General features: G+C 40.8%; 21 protein-coding genes. 11 read left to right on the top strand and 10 right to left on the bottom strand.

The window, feature by feature from the left end:
• Nucleotides 1-7: 7 nt before the first annotated feature.
• From xni to MSG37_RS12045, 4 genes are all read right to left on the bottom strand, one after another.
• On the bottom strand, nt 8-778 hold the full coding sequence (gene xni / locus MSG37_RS12060; RefSeq protein WP_248470911.1) for a flap endonuclease Xni: 771 nt from the start codon (nt 776-778) through the stop codon (nt 8-10).
• Nucleotides 779-796: 18 nt separating this feature from the next.
• A complete protein-coding gene (ppnN, locus tag MSG37_RS12055) occupies nt 797-2,149 on the bottom strand; it encodes a nucleotide 5'-monophosphate nucleosidase PpnN (RefSeq protein ID WP_248470910.1) in 1,353 nt (450 codons plus the stop codon).
• A gap of 78 nt (nt 2,150-2,227) precedes the next feature.
• Nucleotides 2,228-3,784: a GGDEF domain-containing protein gene (locus MSG37_RS12050; RefSeq protein ID WP_248470909.1), complete on the bottom strand. Its 1,557-nt coding sequence runs from the start codon at nt 3,782-3,784 to the stop codon at nt 2,228-2,230.
• A gap of 119 nt (nt 3,785-3,903) precedes the next feature.
• Nucleotides 3,904-6,081, bottom strand: a complete 2,178-nt coding sequence (locus MSG37_RS12045) for a tetratricopeptide repeat protein (RefSeq protein WP_248470908.1) — start codon at nt 6,079-6,081, stop codon at nt 3,904-3,906.
• 127 nt (nt 6,082-6,208) lie between these two features.
• Here MSG37_RS12045 and MSG37_RS12040 point away from each other — a divergent pair, with 127 nt between their 5' ends.
• Nucleotides 6,209-8,014: a PDZ domain-containing protein gene (locus MSG37_RS12040; protein WP_248470907.1), complete on the top strand. Its 1,806-nt coding sequence runs from the start codon at nt 6,209-6,211 to the stop codon at nt 8,012-8,014.
• Nucleotides 8,015-8,094: 80 nt separating this feature from the next.
• On the opposite strand, the gene rdgC is transcribed toward MSG37_RS12040, so the two are convergent.
• Nucleotides 8,095-9,006, bottom strand: coding sequence for a recombination-associated protein RdgC (gene rdgC, locus MSG37_RS12035; RefSeq protein WP_248470906.1), 912 nt, complete (start codon nt 9,004-9,006; stop codon nt 8,095-8,097).
• Between the two features lie 291 nt (nt 9,007-9,297).
• On the opposite strand from rdgC, the gene MSG37_RS12030 reads away from it, so the two are divergent.
• The 4 genes from MSG37_RS12030 to MSG37_RS12015 all read left to right on the top strand — a co-directional run bounded on the left by MSG37_RS12030 (nt 9,298) and on the right by MSG37_RS12015 (nt 14,428).
• Nucleotides 9,298-10,248 (top strand): porin, encoded by a 951-nt coding sequence (locus MSG37_RS12030; protein WP_248470905.1) that lies wholly within the window; start codon nt 9,298-9,300, stop codon nt 10,246-10,248.
• 688 nt (nt 10,249-10,936) lie between these two features.
• Nucleotides 10,937-11,626: a phosphate regulon transcriptional regulator PhoB gene (gene phoB / locus MSG37_RS12025; protein ID WP_028769061.1), complete on the top strand. Its 690-nt coding sequence runs from the start codon at nt 10,937-10,939 to the stop codon at nt 11,624-11,626.
• 346 nt (nt 11,627-11,972) lie between these two features.
• Nucleotides 11,973-13,271 (top strand): phosphate regulon sensor histidine kinase PhoR, encoded by a 1,299-nt coding sequence (gene phoR / locus MSG37_RS12020; RefSeq protein WP_248470904.1) that lies wholly within the window; start codon nt 11,973-11,975, stop codon nt 13,269-13,271.
• Nucleotides 13,272-13,456: 185 nt separating this feature from the next.
• Nucleotides 13,457-14,428, top strand: coding sequence for a phosphate ABC transporter substrate-binding protein PstS family protein (locus tag MSG37_RS12015; RefSeq protein ID WP_248470903.1), 972 nt, complete (start codon nt 13,457-13,459; stop codon nt 14,426-14,428).
• 69 nt (nt 14,429-14,497) lie between these two features.
• Here MSG37_RS12015 and MSG37_RS12010 read toward each other — a convergent pair whose 3' ends face one another.
• Nucleotides 14,498-15,382, bottom strand: coding sequence for a collagenase (locus MSG37_RS12010; RefSeq protein WP_248470902.1), 885 nt, complete (start codon nt 15,380-15,382; stop codon nt 14,498-14,500).
• A 139-nt stretch (nt 15,383-15,521) separates the two neighbouring features.
• On the opposite strand from MSG37_RS12010, the gene MSG37_RS12005 reads away from it, so the two are divergent.
• Both MSG37_RS12005 and MSG37_RS12000 read left to right on the top strand, forming a co-directional pair.
• Nucleotides 15,522-17,303, top strand: coding sequence for a M1 family metallopeptidase (locus MSG37_RS12005; protein WP_248470901.1), 1,782 nt, complete (start codon nt 15,522-15,524; stop codon nt 17,301-17,303).
• A 124-nt stretch (nt 17,304-17,427) separates the two neighbouring features.
• Nucleotides 17,428-17,577 carry a hypothetical protein gene (locus tag MSG37_RS12000; RefSeq protein WP_248470900.1) on the top strand — a complete coding sequence of 50 codons (150 nt, stop codon included), beginning with the start codon at nt 17,428-17,430 and terminating at the stop codon, nt 17,575-17,577.
• A 93-nt stretch (nt 17,578-17,670) separates the two neighbouring features.
• On the opposite strand, the gene MSG37_RS11995 is transcribed toward MSG37_RS12000, so the two are convergent.
• The gene (locus tag MSG37_RS11995; protein WP_248470899.1) at nt 17,671-17,838 is read right to left on the bottom strand and encodes a hypothetical protein; all 168 of its coding nucleotides are present in this window, start codon (nt 17,836-17,838) and stop codon (nt 17,671-17,673) included.
• Between the two features lie 81 nt (nt 17,839-17,919).
• Between MSG37_RS11995 and MSG37_RS11990 the strand changes: the two genes are divergently transcribed.
• Nucleotides 17,920-18,069: a hypothetical protein gene (locus tag MSG37_RS11990; protein ID WP_248470898.1), complete on the top strand. Its 150-nt coding sequence runs from the start codon at nt 17,920-17,922 to the stop codon at nt 18,067-18,069.
• A gap of 335 nt (nt 18,070-18,404) precedes the next feature.
• On the top strand, nt 18,405-18,554 hold the full coding sequence (locus tag MSG37_RS11985) for a hypothetical protein (protein ID WP_248470897.1): 150 nt from the start codon (nt 18,405-18,407) through the stop codon (nt 18,552-18,554).
• A 728-nt stretch (nt 18,555-19,282) separates the two neighbouring features.
• Here the strand turns inward: MSG37_RS11985 and MSG37_RS11980 are convergent.
• Entirely contained in the window at nt 19,283-19,765 is a 483-nt protein-coding gene (locus tag MSG37_RS11980; protein WP_248470896.1) for a glutathione peroxidase, read from the bottom strand.
• Between the two features lie 162 nt (nt 19,766-19,927).
• On the bottom strand, nt 19,928-21,022 hold the full coding sequence (locus MSG37_RS11975; RefSeq protein ID WP_248470895.1) for a DUF4382 domain-containing protein: 1,095 nt from the start codon (nt 21,020-21,022) through the stop codon (nt 19,928-19,930).
• A gap of 414 nt (nt 21,023-21,436) precedes the next feature.
• On the opposite strand from MSG37_RS11975, the gene MSG37_RS11970 reads away from it, so the two are divergent.
• Together MSG37_RS11970 and MSG37_RS11965 are read left to right on the top strand one after the other, a co-directional pair.
• Nucleotides 21,437-21,976, top strand: coding sequence for a YfaZ family outer membrane protein (locus MSG37_RS11970; protein ID WP_248470894.1), 540 nt, complete (start codon nt 21,437-21,439; stop codon nt 21,974-21,976).
• Nucleotides 21,977-22,205: 229 nt separating this feature from the next.
• Entirely contained in the window at nt 22,206-23,870 is a 1,665-nt protein-coding gene (locus tag MSG37_RS11965; protein WP_248470893.1) for a 7TM diverse intracellular signaling domain-containing protein, read from the top strand.
• 203 nt (nt 23,871-24,073) lie between these two features.
• Here the strand turns inward: MSG37_RS11965 and MSG37_RS11960 are convergent, their stop codons facing one another.
• Nucleotides 24,074-24,253: a hypothetical protein gene (locus tag MSG37_RS11960; RefSeq protein ID WP_248470892.1), complete on the bottom strand. Its 180-nt coding sequence runs from the start codon at nt 24,251-24,253 to the stop codon at nt 24,074-24,076.
• Nucleotides 24,254-24,441: the final 188 nt, after the last annotated feature.

The following is a 24,441-nucleotide window of genomic DNA, read 5'->3' as shown; positions in this document are numbered from 1 at the left end:
TGTGGTGTTAAGTTGGTGTGGGGGATTCAACTCTAAACTGCTTGAGATTAACGTTTAATGGTATATCTATCTGTAGTTGTACGAGTTTATAGCTAAGGCGAGCCATCTGTTTACCGGCTTCTAACTTGTTTGCTTGCTTGGAGCCGACTTTGTCAATTGAGCTATAAATATTGGCTAAAGAGCGAAATATTTTAAGTAATTCAACGGCAGATTTTGGTCCTATTCCCGGGACGCCGGGGATCTTATTGCCACTATCGCCAGCTAATGCCAGGTAGTCAATCAGTTGGCTTCGCTCGATATGAAGTTTCTGTTCCATATCTTCGATAGTTAAATAGCTTTGATTAAAGTGGTCCCACTGCTTAATTGCTGGATGAAATAGTTGGCAAAAACCTTTATCAGTAGAAACAATAATCGCTTCACCGTTATTACTAGCAAGCTTGGTGGCTAAGGTTGCAATTACATCATCAGCTTCAGATTCTGCTTCTATTGAGTTGACTTGCTGCTCTGCTAAATAGGCTTTTAGATCTGCTAAGGTATTAGCCAGTGCTTCAGGCATTGGTTTACGACCTTTTTTGTAATCTTCATATAAGGCTTTACGCCAAGAGATGGCGTCACCATCCCATACAATGGCCACATGTGTTGGTTGATGAAACTTTAATAGTTTACGGCAAGCGCCATTAACACGTTCTTTTAAGCCTGATACATCTGACTCATTAGGTTGTGCGGCGTGAATGCGCCGCACTAGGTTCATGCCATCGATAATAAGAAATTTATTCATCTAAATGCTTGTGTTGGGTTACTTAATAACTTTGTAGCAAGGCACATATTCACTACCGGGTAGCTTCATACGCTGCTGCGAGACAAATGCGGCGAGAAGATCATCCATAAGAGCCATGAGTTTTGGATCGCCTTTTAGCTCAAAAGGCCCGTTTGCTTCAATGGCTTTGATGGTATCCATTTTCACGTTACCTGCAACAATGCCAGAGAAAGCTTTACGCAAGTTGGCCGCGAGTTCAGCTTTATTGGCTTGGAAATGCAAGTCCAAATTACTCATTACCTCGTGAGTCGGTTCAAACGGCAATTGGAACTCGGGCTCAATCTTTAATGACCATTGATATTGATAAGAGTCGCCATTTTCTTTGCGGAATTTCTTAATGTCTTCCATCGCTTGCTTTTGAATACGGGCAACTTTTACCGGATCGTCAATCACGATTTGGTACTTACTTTGAGCTTCTTTACCTAATGTAGCTGCAATAAACTCATCAATTTTCAAAAAGTAATCTTCGCTTTCTTTAGGGCCAGTAAGCACCAATGGGAAAGGAATATCTTGGTTATCTTTGTTAAGCAAAATACCAAGTAAATACAGTAACTCTTCAGCAGTACCGGCGCCGCCAGGGAAGATAATAATACCATGACCTAGGCGTACAAACGCTTCTAAACGCTTTTCGATATCCGGCAAAATCACTAGCTCGTTAACAATCTGATTTGGTGGCTCAGCGGCAATAATACTGGGCTCTGTTAAGCCGATATATCTAGCATGGTTGATTCGCTGTTTAGCGTGACCAATAGCGGCGCCTTTCATCGGTCCTTCCATCGCTCCTGGACCACAACCAGTACAGATATCAAGTTTACGCAGACCTAACTCATAACCCACTTCTCGAGTGTATTGGTACTCGATAGCGTTAATGCTGTGACCGCCCCAGCAAACCACAATATTGGGGTCTAGTAGCGGCATAGAGCGAGCATTTCGCAGAATATCAAACACTACGTTGGTAATGTGATTAGCATTGGTCAGGTTTATGTGTTTGAGGTTTTCATACTTGTCGTTGATGTAGACAATATCTCTAAGCACTGAAAATAGGTGCTCTTGGATCCCGGCAATAATCTCACCGTCAACGAATGCTTCCTGTGGAGGATTGGTAAGCTCGATTTTAATGCCGCGTTCTCGGCGCAGCACATTAATATTAAAATCACTGAATTGAGTGAATAGCCCCTCAGCATTATCGCTTTGCAGGCCTGACGCGAGCACAGCAAGTGAACAACTGCGGTATAGCTGATAAAGCTCACTTTTAGCGTTCTGCTTCAAACGATCAACTTCTAATTGTGACAGTTGATCAAGACTTCCTCGCGGACTAATTTTTACTATCATAGCAACTCCTTAAGCAGTGATAGACAAGCTGTCCCATAAAGGCATGACGGTAACGGGTGTTACCTTGGGAGGCAATGCTTAAAAGTCGACGATGACTCTATCTCTGCTTTCGTTTTTGGCTTTATATAGTGCGGCGTCTGCTCTATCAAATGTTTCGTTGATGAGCTCATTTTCAATAATTTGCGCTGCACCTATAGACACTGTAACGGTAATTCTCTGATTTTTAAACTTAAACGGTATACTTTTTACTTTTTCTCTTACTCGATTGAGCAAGGGGAGGATGTCACTTTCTGCAATATTGGGTAGTAACAATACGAACTCTTCACCGCCATAACGAGCGACAAATTCAGATTCTCGTAACGAACTTTTAAGCGCCATAGCAATGACTTGCAAGGTTTTATCGCCTGTGCTGTGGCCAAAGCTATCGTTAATTGTTTTAAAGTGGTCGATATCGGCTACGGCGACCCACAGCGGTTGGTTAGTACGTTGAAAATTACGATACTCAATATCCATACGCTCTTCTAACGCACTGCGATTGGGTAGCTGAGTCAGTGAATCGAGTAGATTAAGCTTCTGCTGTTCAAACAAGCGCTCTTTATACGATTCGGTTTCTTTGCCTAACTCTTTAAGCTCTTGACGTAACGCCTCCACCGATTGTTTTAAATGTGCTTGCTCGCGATTCTCAAGCAACTCTTTACGGCCTAGAGCCTTACGAAGCGAGGCTAAATGAGTGGTGATTTGACTTTTGAGTTCATCAATATCATCAACTTCTATAACGGCTTCACCGACGTTGTCGACCTGACCATTGATATCCCGATTAAGTTGCTTAGCAACCTGAAAACTCTTTATTGAATGGCTGTAAGACTCAGTAACCACCTCTTGTACATTGCTTAATGCGTTATTTAAAACGTATAAAAACTCTTGTGAGGCGGTCTTTTCTCGGGCGATGTTATCGAGCAATAAGCCCAGCACAACTTGATAAGCGTCGAGTAGGGTATTGAGCTCAAACTCTTCAGTCAGGGATTTTTTTATTTCGGCAATTTGTTCACGCTGTTCTTTTCTAAATTCGATTTCAGATAATAGCTGAGCGAGCTCATGGGCCGATTGACGATGGCGAGGTAGGATCTCAAACTGTTCGCCTAAGTTGAACTGTTCTTTTAAGATCTCATCATAAAAATTAACCACTTTTTCCACCTTAGGAATATAGTCCCAATAAGTATGAAGTGGTTTGCTGAGCTCTTTTTTAAAGTAATTTATTTCTAGCTTTAGCTTACTTGGTAATGACTGGATCCGTTGAATTTGGCCAACCATATTGTTTAATGCTTGGCGGCTATCTTCAAGTTGCAGCATGATTCGACCATATTGTTGTTTTAATATGGTATCGGCTTCATTTAAATCTGCTAGCGAGTCTTCAACTTGGCTAAAACTGGCTAATTTATGGCGTAATTTAGCTAACTTATTGTCTAGCTCAAGGTTTTGCCCTTTACAGGCTAGGCTAAGTTGTCCAATAAACTGCATAAGGATCTGTAGCTTTTCATTTTGCGCTTCGTTCATCTCGTCGATCGCCTGCCTTGCAGAATAGAGCTTCTGCTGCAACATATTGACCTGAGATGTACTGGTGGCGGCATCCTTCATGCTTTGTTGTACCCTTATAAATTACGCAATAATAAAATTAACTTATCGATTAAGTGGTTATCTTAACAGTAGTTTCTTAAAAGAGAAATTAACATCACCCACTGTTAGCTTGTAATGGTTTAAATGGCGACTTTGTCATCATTAAGATCAATATTTTGATGGCTCTTCCACCTCGGCCAAAGGATATCGTCTTTATTACCATTGGTTTCAACTTTGACTATACCGCGCACAATACTTTTTTCGATATTAAGGTAGAGTGGCTTGCTGAAAATTCCTGCTGAAGCAAAGTTGAGCGTTTTCATGGTTACAAAGTAATCTTGATTGCTACCTAAGGTTTTAGCCGCTGATAACATCATTTGTAAACTAGCAAAGTGTTGTGCTGCGCTAAGCTTAATTGCTGGGTCGGCCAATAGTGGCAGATGCAAAATACCCATATGCAGGCTAGTTTGGCCATGGTTTTGCTCAAGGATCTCTCTGAGCTTAGTCAATAGGTGATTAGCTTCTATATTGCTGTCAAAGCTCAGTAAAAAGACACCAGGTCTAATAATGTAGCTTTTGCAGCTCAAGCTATTTTGGATAGCTAATAATTGCTGCTTGTTCATGTTTGCGTTGCACTCGTAGCCTTGAGTGAGATCTGAGTTGATTTGATCTGATAACGAAACAAGCGCAAGAGTTTTAATCTGACTGTGGTTAGCCTTGTCATAGTCAAATTTAAAGCTCAAATAATTAGCCTGTTGAGTAAATGGCTCTAATAGTTGAGTTTGTTGTAATGTGTCATTGAGAAGCTTCGCTTTGTTTTTTAGTCGCCATTGCTTGATGAGTAATAGCAGTAGAAGACATAAAATGAATACACAAATAAGACTGATTAAGTGGGCGATATTTAGTTGATTACTTTTTTGCTGTAACTGCTTTTCAATTTTGCTGAGCTTAAGGTCGAGCTTCTGCTCTTTGATTTTTGATTGCTTTAAATCAAATTCGTCAGATGATGGCTCCGCTTGAGCGCGAATACCATTAAGTTTAAGCATACTATTATAGGCTTGCTCAAATTTACCTAACTGCTCTTGTGCCTTAGCGTGTCGTTCAAGCGCTTCACTTTGCTCGTTGAGTAATTGTTTCGATTCAGCTATTTTCTCTGCTTTAGTGGCATACTCCGCTACGTCCTGCCAATTACCTATACTTGCGCTGACTTCGGCAATGAGCAGGTCATTGTACACCAGATAGTGTTCGCTATTTCTAGCGCTGAAAATGGTATTTGCTTGTTTAAGGTTTGATAGCGAGTTTTTGGTGTCGCCAATCTTAAAATAGACTTCACCCAGGTTATGCAGATTGAGTGCTAAGCCAATTTCATTACCGAGTCTTCGTTCGATTTGTTGGGCATTAAGGTAGTAATCAACGGCCTGGTACCATTGTTCTTGGTTAGCATACACCATAGCGATAACGGTCATTGCTGATGACACGTAATTATCATTTCCTAAACGGGTGAATGACTCGGCAGCACTGCTAGCGGATGCTAATGCTTCATCCCATGACTCTAAGTCACGATAAACTCGGGAAAGTTGCAGCTCAATATGGGCATTTTGAGATGAGTTTTTGTCGCCGAGAGAGCGCTTAATTGCTGCGTTATAGTGCGATAGCGATTTGCCAATTTGATTTTGTTTGTAAAAAAACTTGCCGAGCACCGATTCTGCATGAGCAATGAGGTAGTCATTGTCAATTTCTTTAGCAACTGCTGACAATTTTTGTAGATGAATAAGAGCCGTGTCGGGTTCACGTAAAATCATATGCATAACACTGACATTTTCATGCAAGGTATAAAGCAGCACCCTGTCAGGGCTTTTGTTTGATTGCTCAATTAAGCTTATCGCTTGCTGGTAGTAGTCTATTGCGCTGCTGAAGTCTTGTTGACTGCGGCCGACATAACGCCCTTTAAGCATTAATAAGTAACTTTTGTCAAAGTCGCTGATACTGATCTGTTCTAACTGTTCAATCAGCCCATTGGCAACGATATATCTGTCTTTACTTTTATCATAAAGATCCATCTTTAAGCGTGCTGATAATTGAAGGTTGCGCATTAACTCTGGCGCAGACAACAGGTGCCGTTTAGAAAACTCAGTAAATTGGTTCAGCGAAGTAAACCGAGGTAAAGAGGGGATCTCGTTATTGATGCTTCGGGCTAATACCTTAGGGTTTTCGCGAAACTGCACTTCGGTTAAGACTTCATCATCTGGCGCCGCATTGGCAGTACAGCTAATGAGTGACAGGAATAAAACTGAGAGTAGGGTTATGAAAATATGCATTAAAATGCCGATCCTTGTACTTAATCGTTAGATTAAGTGGCTATTTTTGTAATTCTATTGGCCTAATTAAGTCTAATGTTATATTTTTCTGACTCAACGAAAACAATAATAACAGAAGGACGCGAGAGTGAAACCTGTAGTTCCCTTTATCTTAACTTTTAGTGCTTTAGCTTGTGCTAATGCATTTGCCGATGTTGACTATTCCATTGACTTAACCAGCCCTGAACATCACTTGGCTAAGGTACAAGTCACATTTCCTGAAACAACAGCAGACTCTCTAGTGGTAAATTTGCCTGTATGGCGTACGGGGAAATATCAAGTATTACCGCTTGCTGATGCTGTTAGAAGCTTTACTGCAACAGATGCAAACGGCCAAGTATTACCTTGGTCTAGAACGGCGAGTGGCGAGTGGACAGTGGCTTTAACTGAGCCAGCTAGCGTAACGGTAAACTATCAACTTTATGCGAATAAACTGGGTCAGCGCGTGAACCATATTGATGCTTCTCATGCGTTTTTAGACGCTAGCGGCACATTTGTATACAGTCCTGAGTTCAGAAATGAAGCCGTTAATGTATCGCTTAAAGTGCCTAGCAGCTGGAAAAGTTATTCGGGTATGGATAGCGGTAGCAAAGCGCACTCATTTACAGCAGCTAACTACGATATCTTAGTTGATTCACCAATCGAAACCGGGGTCAGTAAACACCGCGAATTTAGCGCAGATGGTCGCCAATATGAGCTGGTTGTTTGGGGCGAAGGTAACTACGATATTGATCAAATGGTAACTGATCTCACTAAATTGAGCGGTCAGGCAGAGGTGATTTGGGACGACTACCCGTTTGAACGTTATGTGTATATGGTGCACGCTACCAGTGGTGCACGCGGTGCAACTGAGCATTTGAATTCAACGATTATTCAGCGTCCACGTTTTAGCTATAGAGAGCGTGCTGATTATTTAGGTTTTATTAAAACCGCTTCCCATGAGTTTATCCACACATGGAATGTTAAGGCTTACAGACCTGACGGCTTGGTTCCTTATAACTATCAAGATGAAGAGATCACCGAGTTGTTATGGATAGCTGAAGGTTCAACTAGTTATTTCCAGAGCCAACTTTTATTACGCGCTGGTGTGATGACAGCAAAAGAGTTCTTTGAAGACTTAGCTAAGCGAGTTGCACAAAGCCAAAAAACGCCAGGGCGCGAAATTCAATCCATTGCCAGTGCGAGTGCCAATCAATGGGCTAGTAGCGGCGGAGATTACGCGGTTAACCACAGCACTAATATCTATTCAGAAGGTTACTTAACCTCGCTTGCGTTAGATTTTTCGTTGATTGAAGCAACCGACCTAAAAGGTTCTTATCGAGATGTGCATCGTAAGCTATACAATGAACACAGATTGCCAGCTGGCTTTACTATTGCTGATGTGAAAGCCATTTTAGCTGATGTATCGGGTAAGAGTTATGAAAGCTGGTGGCAACAATATGTTAATTCGCCAGTAAGCTTAGATTTTGACGCGATGTTGGCGCAAGCGGGTTTAGAATTAACCTATGGCAAAGATGCTAAAGTTGAAGTGTTTACTGGCGTTACCTTAAAGTCAGGTTCTTTAGTCTTATCTCATGTGCTGCGTAACGGCCCAGCTTGGAATGCTGGTATTGTTCTAGCTGATGAAATTGTCGCGATTAATGGACTGAAGGTGACTGCTGAAGGGTTTGCATCACGCATCAATGATTTTAAGCCAGGCGATAGCATCAAGGTGACGCTGTTTAGCAATGATAAGCTTAAAGATGTAGAGCTAAAGCTAGGTGAAAAACAAAGCGGTAAACTTGCGATTAAAGCTGTTAAAAAACCAAGTCGCGCCCAAAAAGCATTTTTCAAAGCTTGGTTAGGTGTTGATTGGCCATTTGATAAAGACGGTCAGTTTAAATCGGTTAAGTAATATTGACGGGTAAATACAAAAGGCGCCGATTGGCGCCTTTTTGATAGTTATATGTTCTACACAAACGTCATTACGATTGATTAGATACTATCTTCTAGGCCGCCAAGGGCTTCAACAGTAGCGTTAATCAATGCAATAAGCTCACTGCTCATTAGTGCAAAGTCAGCGTCTAATCTAGCCATAGGATCATCGTTGCCTAAATCGTCATTACCGGCTCTGAACTCTTCTGAGAACTTAAGACGTTTAATCGCTGCATCAGATTGCAGTAAAAACGCAATCGATTGACCGAAGTGTAATGCAAGCTTATGTACTTGCTTACCTACTTCAATGTGAGCCAGTACTTCGTTTTCACTTAAGTCTTGCTGCTTAAAACGAACAATGCCGCCTTCATCTGAATCACTCTTTAGCTCTGCTTCATCTTGCATTTCAAAGGCTGCAGGTGTTTTACCTTCTTTGAGCCATTCAGTTAGCTGAGTTTCAATCGGTGTTTTAAAGCTCATTGGGATGATTGGTAACGTGCCGATTGCTTTACGTAGTAGAGCCATCAACTCTTCAGATTTAGCTGCGCTTGAACTATCAACTAATACCATTTGGATTTCAGGCAAGATCAAAGCACGGATTTGGCTACGACGTGAAAAAGCACGTGGTAGTAATGTCGTGGTGATCTCATCTTTTAGCGCATCTTTTTCTTTCTTGGCTAATTTACGGTTTTCTTCAGCTTCAATTTGATTCACTTTTTCTTCAAGTGCTTCTTTTACCACTTGAGAAGGTAGGATCTTTTCTTCTTTGGTTGCACATACTAGGTGTCTGTCACCTGCAGTATGAATGAGGGTTTCGCCATGCTTGCCCATTGCTTTTGAGAAACCGAACTTACTGATATCTTGGCTTGAGCAAGGAGAGAAAGTGAAGTCTTCCAGTGATTTTTCTAGTGACTCAGGGTCAACAGAGAAAGGCTTGTTAAAGCGGTATACAGTTAGATTTTTAAACCACATAGATTAAGTGCTCAGTCAAAATTAAAGCCGCAGTGTAAGCCATTGTCGGGTTCGGGTAAACCGCCATATGAGGATCATAAAGTTAGTTAAAATGACATTTCATTAAACTGTCACATTTCTATAGCTTATGCTCAAAGCCTTGATAGCCGTAGGCTGCAGCAAAGCGCTGGCTTTATTTGGTGGTTTCCAAGGCTTGATTCATCCTTTACTGAAATAAAAATGCAACAAACCGTCTTCATTATGGCGCTCGTCCAAACCAATAACCAAGACGAATAACGTCAAAAGGATTAAATGATGAACGTTTTTTGTAAAACTCTAATCGCTTCAGCTCTTACTACTGCAACTCTTTCTTCTGCTTACGCAGCAGACCCATTAACGGTATACGGCAAGCTAAATGTCACTGCACAGTCAAATGACGTGAACGATGAGTCAACGACAACTATTCAATCAAATGCTTCTCGTTTTGGTGTTAAAGGTGCTTTTGAACTAAGCAGTTCTTTAGAAGCGTTTTATACAATTGAATATGAAGTAGACACAGGTGATGAGTCGAAAGATAACTTCGAAGCACGTAACCAGTTTGTAGGTCTAAGAGGTAACTTTGGTGCATTCTCAGTGGGTCGTAATGACACCATGCTTAAAGTATCGCAAGGTAAAGTAGATCAGTTTAATGACTTGTCTGGTGACTTGAAAAATTTATTTAAAGGTGAAAACCGTATCGAGCAAACAGCGACTTATGTCACACCATCATTTAGTGGTTTTAAAGTGGGTGTAACATACGCAGCTGATGGCGCGGGTTCACAATATTCACAAGATGGTTTTAGTGTTGCAGCCATGTATGGTGATTCAGGTTTGAAGAAATCACCAATTTACGCTTCTGTTGCCTATGACTCAGATGTAAAAGGCTACGAAGTTGTACGTGCAACTGTTCAAGGTAAAATTGCCGGCTTTAAGCTAGGTGGTATGTATCAGCAAGAAGAGCAAACATATGGTAGCGACGGTGTTGCAACTGTAGGCGCTGAAAGCAAGACAGGTTACCTATTAAGTGCTGCTTACCAGATTGAAGCGGTAGTATTGAAAGCTCAGTATCAAGATATGGAAGATAAAGGTGAGTCTTGGTCGCTAGGTGGTGATTACAAGCTAGGTAAGCCAACTAAACTATTTGCTTTCTACACTAATCGTTCATACGAAAACATCGACAACGATGATAGCTACTTTGGTGTAGGACTTGAGCACAAGTTCTAAATTAAGCTGACTTAAGCAAGCTAGTTGAACAAGGCTACAAGTGAGTCTGCTAGTGAAATAAATCAAAAGGGGCTATTTAGCCCCTTTTTTGATGCCTAAATAACCTCACGAGCTGGCTATTGATAGACTTTTGCTGTTTCCAAGCCAAATAAAAGCCTGTTCTTATAAAAGTCACGTCTTACGGGCAGTAAGCGCTACACCAGATAGAGTGCTGCACCTAGTATTCTTTGCTGTTGAGGGGGGAGTTTGCATGGGAGTTGGTTACAAACCTTACTGTTTTCGAGGAATTGCGCGCCGACTCAATTGCAGAACTTGTCGACTATTCGCTGTTGTAGTGCGGAGCTGAACGCTTTTCGCTGAATGGAGTTTAATTGAGGTTTTGTTGTGCTAAGAGCTACTGGTTAGGGTTTGCAGAGCACTGAGCTTGTTGTTGAGCATAGTTTGGCTGAATATTTATCAACATAAGTCATTCAGAGTGAATATTAATTACAGTTTAATCTTCTCTAGGTGCGTAGTTGCATCAGAAATTAATCAATGTGGCGGTTATTTCAGCTTATTGATATAAGCTACTAAGAATAATTATGACAAAAATATCACTTAATATGGCAAAATATCGGGGTGTTTAATATTAATGTCATAAAAGTGACCAATAATAGCATCGTAGAAATTCACTGATAGAAGATCGATTATGACTGCACGGATTTTGATAGTTGAAGATGAGTTAGCCATCCGCGAGATGCTGACTTTTGTTTTGGAACAGCATGGTTACACGACTGTGGCTGCCGAGGATTATGACTCAGCATTAGATATGTTAACTGAGCCTTATCCTGACCTAGTATTGCTTGATTGGATGTTCCCTGGTGGCAGCGGTATTCAATTAGCTAAGCGTTTACGTCAAGATGAATTCACCCGTCATATTCCTATCATAATGTTGACTGCACGTGGTGAAGAAGAAGATAAAGTGCGCGGCCTAGAAGTGGGTGCTGACGACTTTATTACTAAACCATTTTCACCAAAGGAATTGGTTGCGCGTATTAAAGCGGTAATGCGCCGCAGTGCGCCAACATGTTTAGAAGATCCAATTGATGTTCAAGGTTTGCAATTAGATCCTGTTAGTCATCGTGTGACGGTTGGCGATCAAGTGCTAGATATGGGGCCTACAGAGTTTCGCTTGCTGCACTTTTTCATGACTCACCAAGAGCGTGTTTATAGCCGTGAGCAACTACTTGATAATGTATGGGGAACCAACGTCTATGTAGAAGATCGCACTGTTGATGTACATATCAGACGGTTACGTAAAGCTGTTACCCACTCAGGGCATGACCGCTTAATCCAAACCGTTCGTGGTGCTGGTTATCGTTTTTCTACAAGACTTTAGTTGTTATAACTACCACACTAAATAGGTGGTTGATTCAGAGCCTCGGGGCTTTTCTATTGAAGCTGTACTGATGAGTAAGCTGTTATTGCTTGATAAGCTCAACACTGTAAGCAAATAGAATAGTAAAGAGGCTTGTGCCGTGCGGATTTCAAAGCTCTGTATATTGGCTTAAGTGTGTTAGGCATCAGTAATTTCTACTGCAATTATCTGTCTTGTCTATATAGCTTTGAATTCCCGTTGAATGATCATGTTATTTATTGTGATTACTATTGTTCCCATATGCACAAGGTTGCTTTTACGTTATCTTGTGCCAAGTCCTCCTGTATGGTCGTAATATTGGTTAAATATGTTTGATTCATATTCTGGGTACCGTTTAGTTTCTCATTTAGCTATTTATTTAACGCTATGTTTAGTGGTTGGTTTATTGCTAGGTGAAGTCGTATGGGTCTTATTATTAGGTTCATTTTGCTTGTTACTTTGGCATTACAGGCAACTCTCTAGGCTCAATTTTTGGTTATGGCATGATCGCCGCTTAACGCCACCTAATGGTAGAGGCAGCTGGGAAGGGGTATTCAACGGAATTTATCGCTTACAAGGCAAAAATCGTAAGCGTGTATCGCAGCTTGCCTTTTTACTTGGTCGCTTTAGACAAGGGGCAGAAGCATTACCCGACGCCGCAGTAGTATTGGATTCAGAACACAATATTTTATGGTGTAACAAACTCGCTCAGCTGTTATTAGGTTTTGTATGGCCGCAAGATAATGGTCAACGAATAGATAACTTAATTCGCCACCCAGACTTTTCAGCTTACCTTAAAAGCAACGAATATAATGAGCCGCTTGAATTGCCATCACCGCAATCTGAAGGGCATATTCTTGAGATTCGTATTATGGGGTATGGCGCAGGCCAGCTATTACTCATTGCTCGCGATATTACCAGAGTTAGACAATTAGAGGGCATGCGCAAAGAGTTTGTTGCTAATGTTTCCCATGAGCTTAAAACGCCATTAACAGTGCTTCAGGGGTATTTGGAAATGATGCAGTCAATGGCTGAGCCCGATTCTCCAAATTTGCGCGCCATGGAGCAGATGCAGCAGCAAACTACACGTATGCGCTCTATGGTAGAGCAACTATTGGCACTTTCGCGGATTGAAGATGCAAGCGATGTAAACTTAGAAATTAAAGTTAGCATGGCACAGATGATGGATATTTTACGTGATGAGGCGCTAGCCTTGGCACAAGACCAATATGAAGTCACTTTCTATTGTGAACCGGGCTTAGATGTTTACGGTAACGAGCTACAGCTGCGAAGTGTGTGCTCTAACTTAATATCTAATGCGATCCGCTATACCGAGCCCGGTGGTAAAATTGAGGTTAGCTGGCGCAAAATCGCTTCTGGCGGTTTTTTTAGCGTTAAAGATAATGGTGAAGGAATTGCGCCGCAGCATATTGGCCGCTTAACAGAGCGTTTTTATCGAGTTGATAGTGCACGTTCTAGGCAAAGTGGCGGTACTGGCTTAGGTCTCGCGATCACTAAGCACGCGTTAAATCATCATCAAAGTGAGCTTAATATCGCCAGCCAACTCGGCAAAGGCAGTACCTTTAGCTTTGTTATTTCATCAAATTTGATTGATTATAATCCGTAAAAAGCAGTTAACTGTTAAAATAAAATTCATATAAAAACAGGCTTTTGCCTGTTTTTTTTATATTTAAGCTTAAATTGGATTGGTTTGTCATCGAAGTGTCATTAACTAGTAATAGACTTGTCATCAATCGAGTCAATACTGACAGCGTTTTAAGAAACCAAGATAGATAAACACTGGAGCAAAGAATGAAACTGAAACAACTTGTTGGCGCGGTAAGCTTTACTGCAGCGACTGTATTTTCTGCAGCATCAATGGCTGCTATCGATCAGTCTTTACCAACTTACGAAAAGACAAGCGGCGTGTCTGGTAACTTATCTTCTGTTGGCTCTGATACGCTAGCGAACATGATGACGTTATGGGCGGAAGATTTTAAGCAGCTTTATCCAAACGTAAATATCCAGATCCAAGCGGCAGGTTCTTCTACTGCGCCACCAGCTTTAACTGAAGGTACATCACAATTTGGCCCAATGAGCCGTAAGATGAAGCCAAACGAAGTTGAAGCATTTGAAAAGCACTATGGCTACCAGCCAACAGCTATTCGTGTAGCAATTGATGCACTAGCAGTATTTGTTCATAAAGATAACCCGATTGAAGGTATGAGCATCGAGCAAATCGATGGTATTTTCTCTTCAACTGACAAGTGTGGCGGCGGCGATATTACTCGTTGGGGTGAAGCCGGGTTAGATGGTAATTGGGCTGCGAAAGATATTCAGCTTTATGGTCGTAATTCTGTATCTGGTACTTACGGTTACTTTAAGAAAAAAGCACTTTGTAAAGGTGACTTTAAAGCAAACGTGAACGAGCAGCCAGGTTCTGCGTCAGTTGTTCAGTCAGTATCTCAGTCACTTAATGCGATTGGTTACTCAGGAATTGGCTACAAAACAGCTGGTGTTAAAGCGGTTGCAGTTTCTAAGAAAGGTACTAACTACATTGCAGCTACAGCTGAAAATGCTGCAACGGGTAAATACCCACTTTCTCGTTACCTATACGTATACGTGAACAAGCACCCGAACAAAGATTTAGCGCCAATGGATCGTGAATTCATCCGCTATGTACTTTCTCAGCAGGGTCAGCAAATTGTAGAAAAAGACGGTTACGTTGCACTACCACGTAGCGTTATTGCAAAAGACCTAGAAAAAGCAGGTATTCGCCTTTAAGGCTAAATAGCTCGCAAATTAAAGGCCTCAATAGAGGCCTTTTTAATACCTGAAATTCGCTTAAAGCAGCTATTTATTGGCTGCTTTAAGTGCCTTTAACCAAGTATCAAACTCGGCATCCATATCAGTGCCCCAGCTGGTTAATAGCGCTTGGTAGCGTGGGTAATCGCCTTGGCGAGTAAAGCCAAGCATGGTGTCAACTTTGTCTTTATGGTTTTCAATTAAAAAACGTACCGCTAAGTATCCCCAGCGATAAACTCTGTCTGTACCGCCGTTGTGTTCATAACTGGTATTAAGTATTTCGCTTAATGGATAGCTTGGCTCTTTGCCAATTAATGCGATGGCTTTAGGGTTATTGTCACCGGCTGAAATATATTCAGCTACGCCTTCACTCCACCAAACGGTATGCGGATACAGCGGCGCTGGTTTTGGGCAGTATTCAGGGCCGGAATGCGAGTCGTGTAGAGACAAACAAAAGTCACCGTAAAGATTAAAGCGCCCATCTAGATAATGCACATATTCATGGGCTAAATTCCAAACTTGGCCCTTTTTCTCATAGGCCACAAATTCTGCTTGGTTGTTTTCTTTCCAAGGCAGCCCCTCTAAATACATACCGCCGTTATCACTAGGTACATCAAAGTGGTTAGTGACATGTTCAACATAGTCCTCACGGGAGTGATAGACATTCGCGCGCATGCTGTGATTATTGTCGTGAGCAACGGGCTTATTGAGCGTACCAAACAGCTGATGGAAATTAGCCTCTTGCTTTTGCAGTAGCTGACAGGCGTCGCTTATCTGTTTTTTGGTCAGTGCTTGTGAGCGAATAATGATGGTGTCACTGCAGGCATGGCTTTGGCTAAGCACTGCGTCAATATTGGCTTTAGGCTCTGCTTGTGCAGTAAAGGGCAATGCTGTAATAAGCGCTAAAGGCAATAGGGTATGTTTATTTTTCATGAGGGTTTCTCTGATTTGTTATTTTGCATACAATATTCACAGTGTTTCATTTCGCTCTATTGAAGTCAAACCTAGGTTTTTTTAGCGTAAAATCGCGTTAAAATGCAACGCATTAACTCGTCAATTACAAGGATATGCCATGTTGAAGCAGTGGGATAATAATCATGATTATCATTCGTTTGCGAATAGCGAACAGGTGAGAGTGACTCATTTATCATTAGCGCTCGATGTTGATTTTGAAGCGAAACAGTTAGCTGGGCAGGTTGAGTTACAGTTAGATTTTATAGATGAAAAAACCACTGAGCTTTGGTTAGATACGCGAGATCTCATTATTGAAGCTGTATATGGCAATGGCGAACAGCAACTTGAATTCAGTATTGATAAGCATGATACGACTTTAGGTCAGCGCCTTAATATTCAATTGTCAGCGGGGATCCGGTCTGTGACAATTGGTTACCGAACTTCAGTAAATGCACAAGGATTGCAATGGTTAACGCCGCAGCAAACGAGTGGTAAAACACTGCCATTTTTGTTTAGCCAATCGCAACCTATTAATGCCCGTAGCTGGATCCCGCTGCAAGACACCCCTAAAGCGCGAATTACATTTGATGCAATAATCACGGCTCCTAAAGGAATGCGGGTTGTAATGAGCGCGCTAAATGATGCCGAGGCAGAATTAACCGGTAAGTTCACCTTTGATATGGAAAAGCCAATGCCGACGCACTTATTAGCGATTGCAGTTGGTGAGCTAGCATTTGCGAAACTAGGCCCAAGAACTGGGGTTTACGCAGAGCCTGAGGTGGTAGCTACTGCTGCTAGTGAATTCGAAGATACTGAAAGCATGGTTGAGGTCGCTGAGTCTTTACTCGGTCCCTATCCTTGGGGGCGCTATGACATGATAGTGTTGCCGCCAAGCTTTCCATTTGGTGGCATGGAAAACCCTCGTCTTGCTTTTATGACTCCAACCTTAATCGCTGGGGATAAAAGCTTAGTGTCTACTGTTGCTCATGAGTTGGCACATTCGTGGACCGGAAACTTAGTCAGTAACGCGACTTGGCGAGATCTTTGGTTAAACGAAGGATTTACTACTTATTTTACTAATCGTATTGTCGAAGCAGTTTATGGCAAAGAGCTAGCTGAGCTGGAATTGGTACTTGAAAATGGTCGATTACAAGAAGCTATTGCGTCGACAGCTATGAATGCACAAACTCTTCCAGCTAATATGCAAACTCAAGATCCGAATGAGGCATTCAACCGCTTTACGTACGATAAAGCGTCCATGTTTGTGCATGACTTAGAAAAGCGCTTAGGCCGAGAAGCTTTTGATAAATTTCTATATCAATATGTTCAGGCATTTGCATTTGAAGCAATTACTACTGAAACCTTCGTGAGCTACGCTAAGCAAACTTTACTGCGTGAGCACGCAGATAAAATCACTGAAGCTGAGTTACTTGAGTGGATATATGGTGAAGGGATGCCTAGCTGGTATATGGAGCCCAAGTCATCGAGCCTAGATAAGGTGGTAATGGCATTAAGAGCGTTTGATGATGGCGCTTCAGCTACAAGTTTAATGACTCAAGGTTGGCGAGTGCATCATTGGCAATACTTCTTGACTCATCTGCCTACTGAGCTTTCGCAAGACGCACTTACTGAGCTAGATAAAGCGTTTAACTTCACCCAATCGACAAATGCTGAAATTGCCTGTGATTGGTTTAGGGTTGCTATCCGCAATGACTATCAAGCAGTACTTGAAGCTGTAACGGCATACTTGGTTAAAATTGGTCGTGGAAAGTTTGTTAAGCCGCTATATGCAGAGTTAATTAAAGCTGGCTTTAAAACACAAGCACAGCAAATATACGCTAAAGCTCGCGATGGCTATCATCCCTCTATCGTGGTCATGCTAGATCAGCAATTACTCTAGTCGGGCATGGTAAAAAAAATGGCAACCTAACTAGGTTGCCATAAATAAGATCTAAGTAGAGGTAAATGGTTGCGCTAGCTGACGATTTATCTCTAAGGGTAAACCTATAAGGAATACCAAGGGAATGATGATGAACAATGAAACTAAGCTAGGGAGTCAGCATTTAGCGGTTAAGCTAAAGTCAGTCTGTAAAGCTAACGTTAAGCCAAAACTTCTGTCTTACGACATCAATATTCACTCAACAAGAATCGGTTCATATATTCAGAGTCGATAAATCTCAGTTAGTTCCCAGTAGTAGCAAAAAAATCACGATTAAAATTTATCTGTAAGCTAACAAGCTATTTCTATTGGTTTTAATAGTAGATTTTTATGTTACTCGCTTCTCGTCACTACCACCTAAAATTTGTTGTCCAGCTTGGTTATTGACTGTGACTCTATCGACATAGGGATTTGAAAATACCGTGATGAAAAAGATTGCTGGACAAAAGTCATGACTGAATAAGATAAAAAAATGGCAACCTAAATAGGTTGCCATAAGAGTATCTAAGCTGAGATAAACTGTTGCGCTAGCTGACAATTTATCTCTAAGGGTAAACCTATAAGGAATACCAAGGGAATGATGATGAACAATGAAACTAAGCTAGGGAGTCAGCATTTAGCGGTTAAGCTAAAGTCAGTCTGTAAAGCTAACGTTAAGCCAAAATCTTTGTCTTACGACATCAATATTCACTCAACAAGAATCGGTTCATATATTCAGAGTCGATAAATCTTAGTTAGTTCCCAGTAATAGCAAAAAAATCACGATTAAAATTTATCAGTAAGCTAACGAGCTATTTTTATTGGTTTTAATAGTTGATCTCTATCTGTGCTATTCATTATGACCACTTACTTGTGTTAGCTCGGTTGTTAAGTGTGACTCTATCGACATAGGGATTTGAAAATGCCGTGATGGAAGGGATTGCTGGACAAAAGTCATGACTGAATAAGATAAAAAAATGGCAACCTAAATAGGTTGCCATAAAGAAGATCTAAGTAGAGGTAAATGGTTGCGCTAGCTGACGATTTATCTCTAAGGGTAAACCTATAAGGAATACCAAGGGAATGATGATGAACAATGAAACTAAGCTAGGGAGTCAGCATTTAGCGGTTAAGCTAAAGTTAGTCTTTAAAGCTAACGTTAAGCCAAAATCTTTGTCTTACGACATCAATATTCACTCAACAAGAATCGGTTCATATATTCAGAGTCGATAAATCCTAGTTAGTTCCCTGAAGCTGCAATTAATTTGCAAATTTAATGAGCGCTAGGGAGGTGTTTGATTTTAAGTTTTTGATTTTATTTGAAAGTTTTGTTTTTCAAGCTGTGTTTCTTAGTCGTTTATGGGGCTTTAAAAAATTCCAAATTCCCTTAAATTAGCCAAATTGCAGGCAAAAAAAAGCAACCTAAATAGGTTGCTATAACAATTTGGTGTTAATAAGGCTTTATGCGCTAGCTAAAGCTTTATTAAGCATGGCTCACCCAAAGTGGGAGTAGCCAAGGAGAATGATGATGAACAATGAAACTAACATTAAGCCAATCAGTTAGCCGCGAGGCTTAAATCCACTTAACGAAAATAATCGGTTCATATAGTCAGAGTGGCGAAAGTATAAGAAGTTCCCGGATATTCAATTTATTTTTTAATAACGCGAATTATTTAGTCACATGGTTAATGCTACAAGGGCGTTTTTACGCGCTTTACAGAAGATGAGTGCTACTGTTTTACAAAGCAAATTTTAGACAAAAAAAGGGCAATCCAAAGGATTGCCTGATTGATCTACTCGGAGATCAAGAGGGACTGCGCTAGAAGTCCCAGGGAGAATGATGAACATGAAAAATATCCAATGCTCACAAATTTAGAGAGCGCTAATTAGATAAAGTTCAAAAAAAGTTTGAGATATTTTGCTTTTTATTTGTACTAGTTTTAAGGCTCTGAATTACTTGGTTAAAGTAATTTCAATATATCTTGCTCTAGCGCCATAGGCTTAGTCGTCGGGGCGTAACGTTTAACGGGGTTGCCCTGACGATCGACTAAAAACTTGGTAAAGTTCCACTTAATCTTTTCTGAGCCCAATAAGCCTTTAGCTGAATGTTTCAAGTAAGCATATAAGGGGAGGGTGTTGCTGCCGTTGACGTCTATTTTTTCAAATAGCGGAAAAGTCACGCCAAAATTCAGTTCACAAAATTGGCTAATTGCTTGGCTATCGCCTTTTTCTTGAGCGCCAAATTGATTACATGGAAAGCCTAAAATCACTAATCCCTGCGCTTGATATTTTTGGTTTAGTGCCTCTAAGTCTTTATATTGCGGTGTAAAACCGCATTCGCTCGCAGTATTAACAATCAGGACTACTTTATCTTTATAGTCGGCAAGTGACACTTGCTTTCCTTGAATGTTATTGGCTGAAAAGTCATAAATTGATGTTGTCATTTTTATCCCCTTATTATGATAACTAATACTCTAGCGGTATTTTGTTCGGCGGTATAATTTATTTAAGTATAAAAGGGGATTATTGCAGAGGTAAGGAATTCTGCTCTGGTAAACGTTTATGAAAAGGGCGTGTGTACGCCCTTAGATTTTAGGTTATAACGATTACATTTCAGCGTTAACTGCAATTGGCACGAAAGATTCGGGGAAGTGACGTGTCGTTGTCTCGCCAGAAGTCACTATAATGCCTTGCTCGTCGCTATCGATAAAGAAGGGCTCACTGCCATCTATAGGCTCACGAATGTTAGATACTTCTGGATCATCGTTTTGCGCCAAACAGGTATAGCCCAGACTATAGGTATCAGCGACCACAAAGCCAAACTCATATTCATATCCTGTAATATTATCAGCGTTATCTAAGACTGGGTTTACTCTCGCTGATGTAATAGGAGCAACTTGGGTTAGGACATTCGGGCCTGTTCTAAAATCAGCCATTTGATCTAGCTGAGTTCCACTAGGGTAAAGGTAAACCGCAGGGCTATATTCAGAGCCTCCAGCAGCAACTTCACAGCTGGTCATGGTGTCTTGACTGATTTGTCCTTGGATAGCACCAACCTCTGATGCGTTGACAAGTTGCACGGAAGTCGGTTTCAACGTCCAGTAATTTTTGTTACCGTGCGGAGCTTGTAAGCCTTTAGCAAGGTTAAACTCGGCCACAAAATTGTTATTACCTGCCGCGATAGTAAAAGATTTATTGAAAAATAGTCGACCAGTATTATCTTCATCAGCGCCAACGCCACCACAAGAACCGTTACTGTTGGTGACTAAGCCTTCGATGTCACCACCAACAAAATCACCATTATCATCTTCGGCAGCACCGGATAAAACGTAAGAACTATCATCGGTAGAGATTGTGTTGTTCTCCATATAAATACACATCTGATACTCACCAACGGGAACCGATTGACCGCTTACTAAGGTCTCTACGGCTTGTCCTTGAAAACTTAGAAGGTCTACATGCTGTAGTCCATCATCCCCAGTTGTTACATCAAATGAGTAAGCACCATTACTGTTTTTTAGGACGACTTGCTTAAAAGCCACATTAACAATGTTAGCGTCAGCAGGGTTATCTGATACGCCTAGGCTAAAAAAACCTTGCTCTAGTTCAGGTGGAGTAGTGTTGTTATCAGATCCACATGCAGACAAGATTAAACTGGTTGCAATCGCAAGCGAGAGCGGGGTTAATTTTAATTGTTTCATCAGTGATCCCAAACAAATTTTTCTATCAATTTAGTATAGTCGCTGCTAGCCATTAGTAACTTAATTGCTCAAGTGAATCCTAAGCTAGGTAAGGTTTTATGGGGTAGTTAGCGGAATTATTTGAGGGTAAATTAACACAGAAAAAAAATGATAATAGAGCTTTTTAAGCGAGTCATTGGATACATTTATAAATTCGAAGCTAAGCTAAAGAATTAACAGGTAAAATTAATATATCTTTAGTTGGATACATTTGATTGCGTCTGTTGTTAATTGGTTTTTTCTGTGTGCTCTGTGGTTTGGTTATGTCAGTGTTTGTTTAAATGCACCGTTACAACTTAGGTTTATCTCAAAATGCATTGTTACTTTGTGTATGCTTGCCAAAAGTTAACTAAGCTCAACGTTTCAGGATCACCAATGACTGCTAAAACCTTAATGGCAACACTTGTTTTAAGTGCTTTGTCTATCAATGCTAACGCCACTGACTTCACCTTCGGCTTGAATGATGATGTGATTTCAACTGAATTGCAGTTTGATGTAAATAAAGACGTCAATGCATCGCTAGAGTACTTATATGCGGATAAGGGCGGGCAAATGTTATCTGGAGCTATGCATATTGCTCATGATGCCGGGATCCACCATTTTGAACTTGGTGCTAAGTTTTCACAGGTTTGGTCTGAGCGCAGCGCTAACGGTAATTTTGTTGGTATAGGTGGTCGTTATGCGATGCACTTAGGTTCAAATATCTCGCTGCATGGTTCGGGCTACTATTCACCTTCAGTATTGTCGTTTGGTGATATCGATGGCTCTTGGCAGTTTGATGGCAAAGTGCAATATGCACTTAATCCTGCTTTAGCGTTATTTGTTGGCTATCGCAATATTCGCCTACAGTATGATCATGCGCCAAACTCAACTTTAGATTCTGGTTTCTACTTAGGCGCGAAAGCTTCTTTTTAAATAAACATTATCTTAGTCTTTTTCAAAAGAGCTTAATTTCGCGAACGTGGAATTAAGCTCTTTTCATATCTGGTTTATTTAAATTCTAAGTAATTGTTTATAATTTATTTTTTAGCTTTGTTTGTGCAAGTGACGTTGCTGAAGCTTAGTGAGTTAGGTAAAATATTGTCACACTTTTGTTTGGAGTGTTAATTTTAGCGTCACACAATTGATATAGGTCATGCAGTAGATGCCAACAAAAATAATAATGCTAATACTGCTATTGAGTTCAATGCTAGGCAGCATCAATTTTGCTTACGCTATTCAGCAGGCCATAACAGAACATACATTTATCTATAAAGCGCAATATAACGATGACGTTCCTAAACGTTTTGTTGATGTTGTTTTGTGGAATAGAACTAAGAATGATCTTAACTCCGTATCATTGTCGGGTGGCGCTTATTGGATGGTATCGGCTGTAAAGGTCAATCAATATAATAAGCGTTGGGTTATCGATGTGAATAACTCAATAATTGAGTCTGTTGATTACTGGTTGCTCGGTGACGATGGCTCAAGCCAATCTTTTAACAGCGGTTACTATGCCCCTTATGAGTTTTTATTTGACTATGGCCGCAGTGTTGACATGGATATTGGTGTTAACTATTGGCTGGTTGCACGGGTAGAAAGCCGCTATTTCTCATCTCAGCCCAAGCTAGCAGTACAAGAGTATAAAGAACACAAACGTCAGACTGACATCTATGCTTTGCTTATTATATTGTGTTTGGGTGGTTTGCTGTTTATTGCGCTTTATAACGGGCTTATCTACCTTTCTATTCGCGATAAGGCATTTCTCTATTACGCAGGCTACGTGCTTTGTTATTTGGTAGGTTGGTCATTCACTTTTCACTTACCGGCTCATTTATTTGAGTTGCATGGCTTGCAACTACATCATCTGTTTTTTATCAGTCTGCCAATATTTAATATCTTATTTTATAAGCATTTCCTGCAGTTACCGGAAACATCGCCAACACTATGGCGTTTAAGTTTTTGGTTACTGTGTTTATGTATTATTGCTTTGCCTACCAGTGTTTTTCTGCTTTCTTACACAGCAATAATTGCCTCTGTTTTGATTTTCTTTTGGATCACCTTGGCGATGATCTGTGGCAATGTTTGTTTGTTGAATGGCTTCTATCCAGCGCGTTATTTCTTGTTAGCTTTTAGTTGTTTGTTATTGCCTGCGGTAATGATTTTACCGGGGAATATGGGCTTAACCCCTGACTTTTTCGATAATGCAGAGTTAGCAACACTTGTTGGTGGAACTGTTGATGCGTTGCTTTTATCTTTTGCGTTAGCCTATAAAATTCGATTGTTATCTGAGGAGCGAGAGCAACATATTGAGACCTTAGAAGTTGCACGTAAAAATGCGCGCACTGACAAGCTTACAGGATTAGCCAATCGTTTAGCTTTTGATGAAGCAATGTATGAGCTTGCTCCTGAAGATGGGGCTATTCAAAGGGAGTTATATTTAGTTTTGATATCACTTGAGGGCGCAGTGCAATTGACTAAACGACTTGGTCATCGTGAAGTTGATAATATTATTTGTGCTGTGGCGAAGCAGCTTAAGCAGCTCTCTAAGGCAGAAAACCAGAGTAAAGGTGTTGTTGATATTTATCGTATTACAGAGGGCAACTTTGTCATTATTTGTGCTCCGACTTGGATAGAGCTGGTGCAGCATAAGATCAGCGACATACAATCTAATTATTTATTGAGCCGTTATAGTGAGATGAAGATCAATATTGGTTTTAGTTTAAATACGGGCATTAACGATCATAGGCAGTGGCTGAGAATGGCAGAGCAAGACCTATATAATCGTAAAAGTACTCTGCGCAGAGCTATGTATAGTCAGAGCTTGTAAAAATTATTCAGATTGACGTTGAAATTACGCTAATAACAGCCTGTGTTTTGAGCGAGTTGCTAAGCCTAAACTTCGGTTTGTACAAACTAGTAAACCCATGGGAATACACAGCAGATTAAATGGTAACTCAGTCCTATCAGCCATAAGTTCAGTTCTCATTAAAAGAGCGAACTATTCTTATGGCCTGTTCGGTCATGATCAAATTAGTTTGCGTATTCATTATGATAATTGCTGAATGCGACTTCTGGTGATGCACGTTTATGATGTTGGCGCTGTTCACGACGACGTCGCTTTTGACGTTCATGCTTTTCGTTGTGTTCTAAATCGCTGCCAAAATCATTGTCCCATTGGCTTTCTTGGTCAAAATCGTAATTTGTTCTCATGATCTTCGTTCCAGTCTGACTTAAGAGTTATATCGATCCTAGCGAATAGCTACGGTGTGACTTGATGTCGAATGCAGTGTAGGAAGTGAAAATGACAAAAGAATTACAGCTTGTTGACGATAAAAAGGATTTAGGGTCTAACACGGTTTATTGGTTGAGATAATTATGGGGCAAGGAAGCTCTTAACT

Origin of the sequence: Shewanella sp. 1CM18E, from assembly GCF_023161665.1 — a bacterium.
Lineage (GTDB): Bacteria > Pseudomonadota > Gammaproteobacteria > Enterobacterales > Shewanellaceae > Shewanella.
This window is presented reverse-complemented; position numbering and strand designations above follow the sequence as displayed.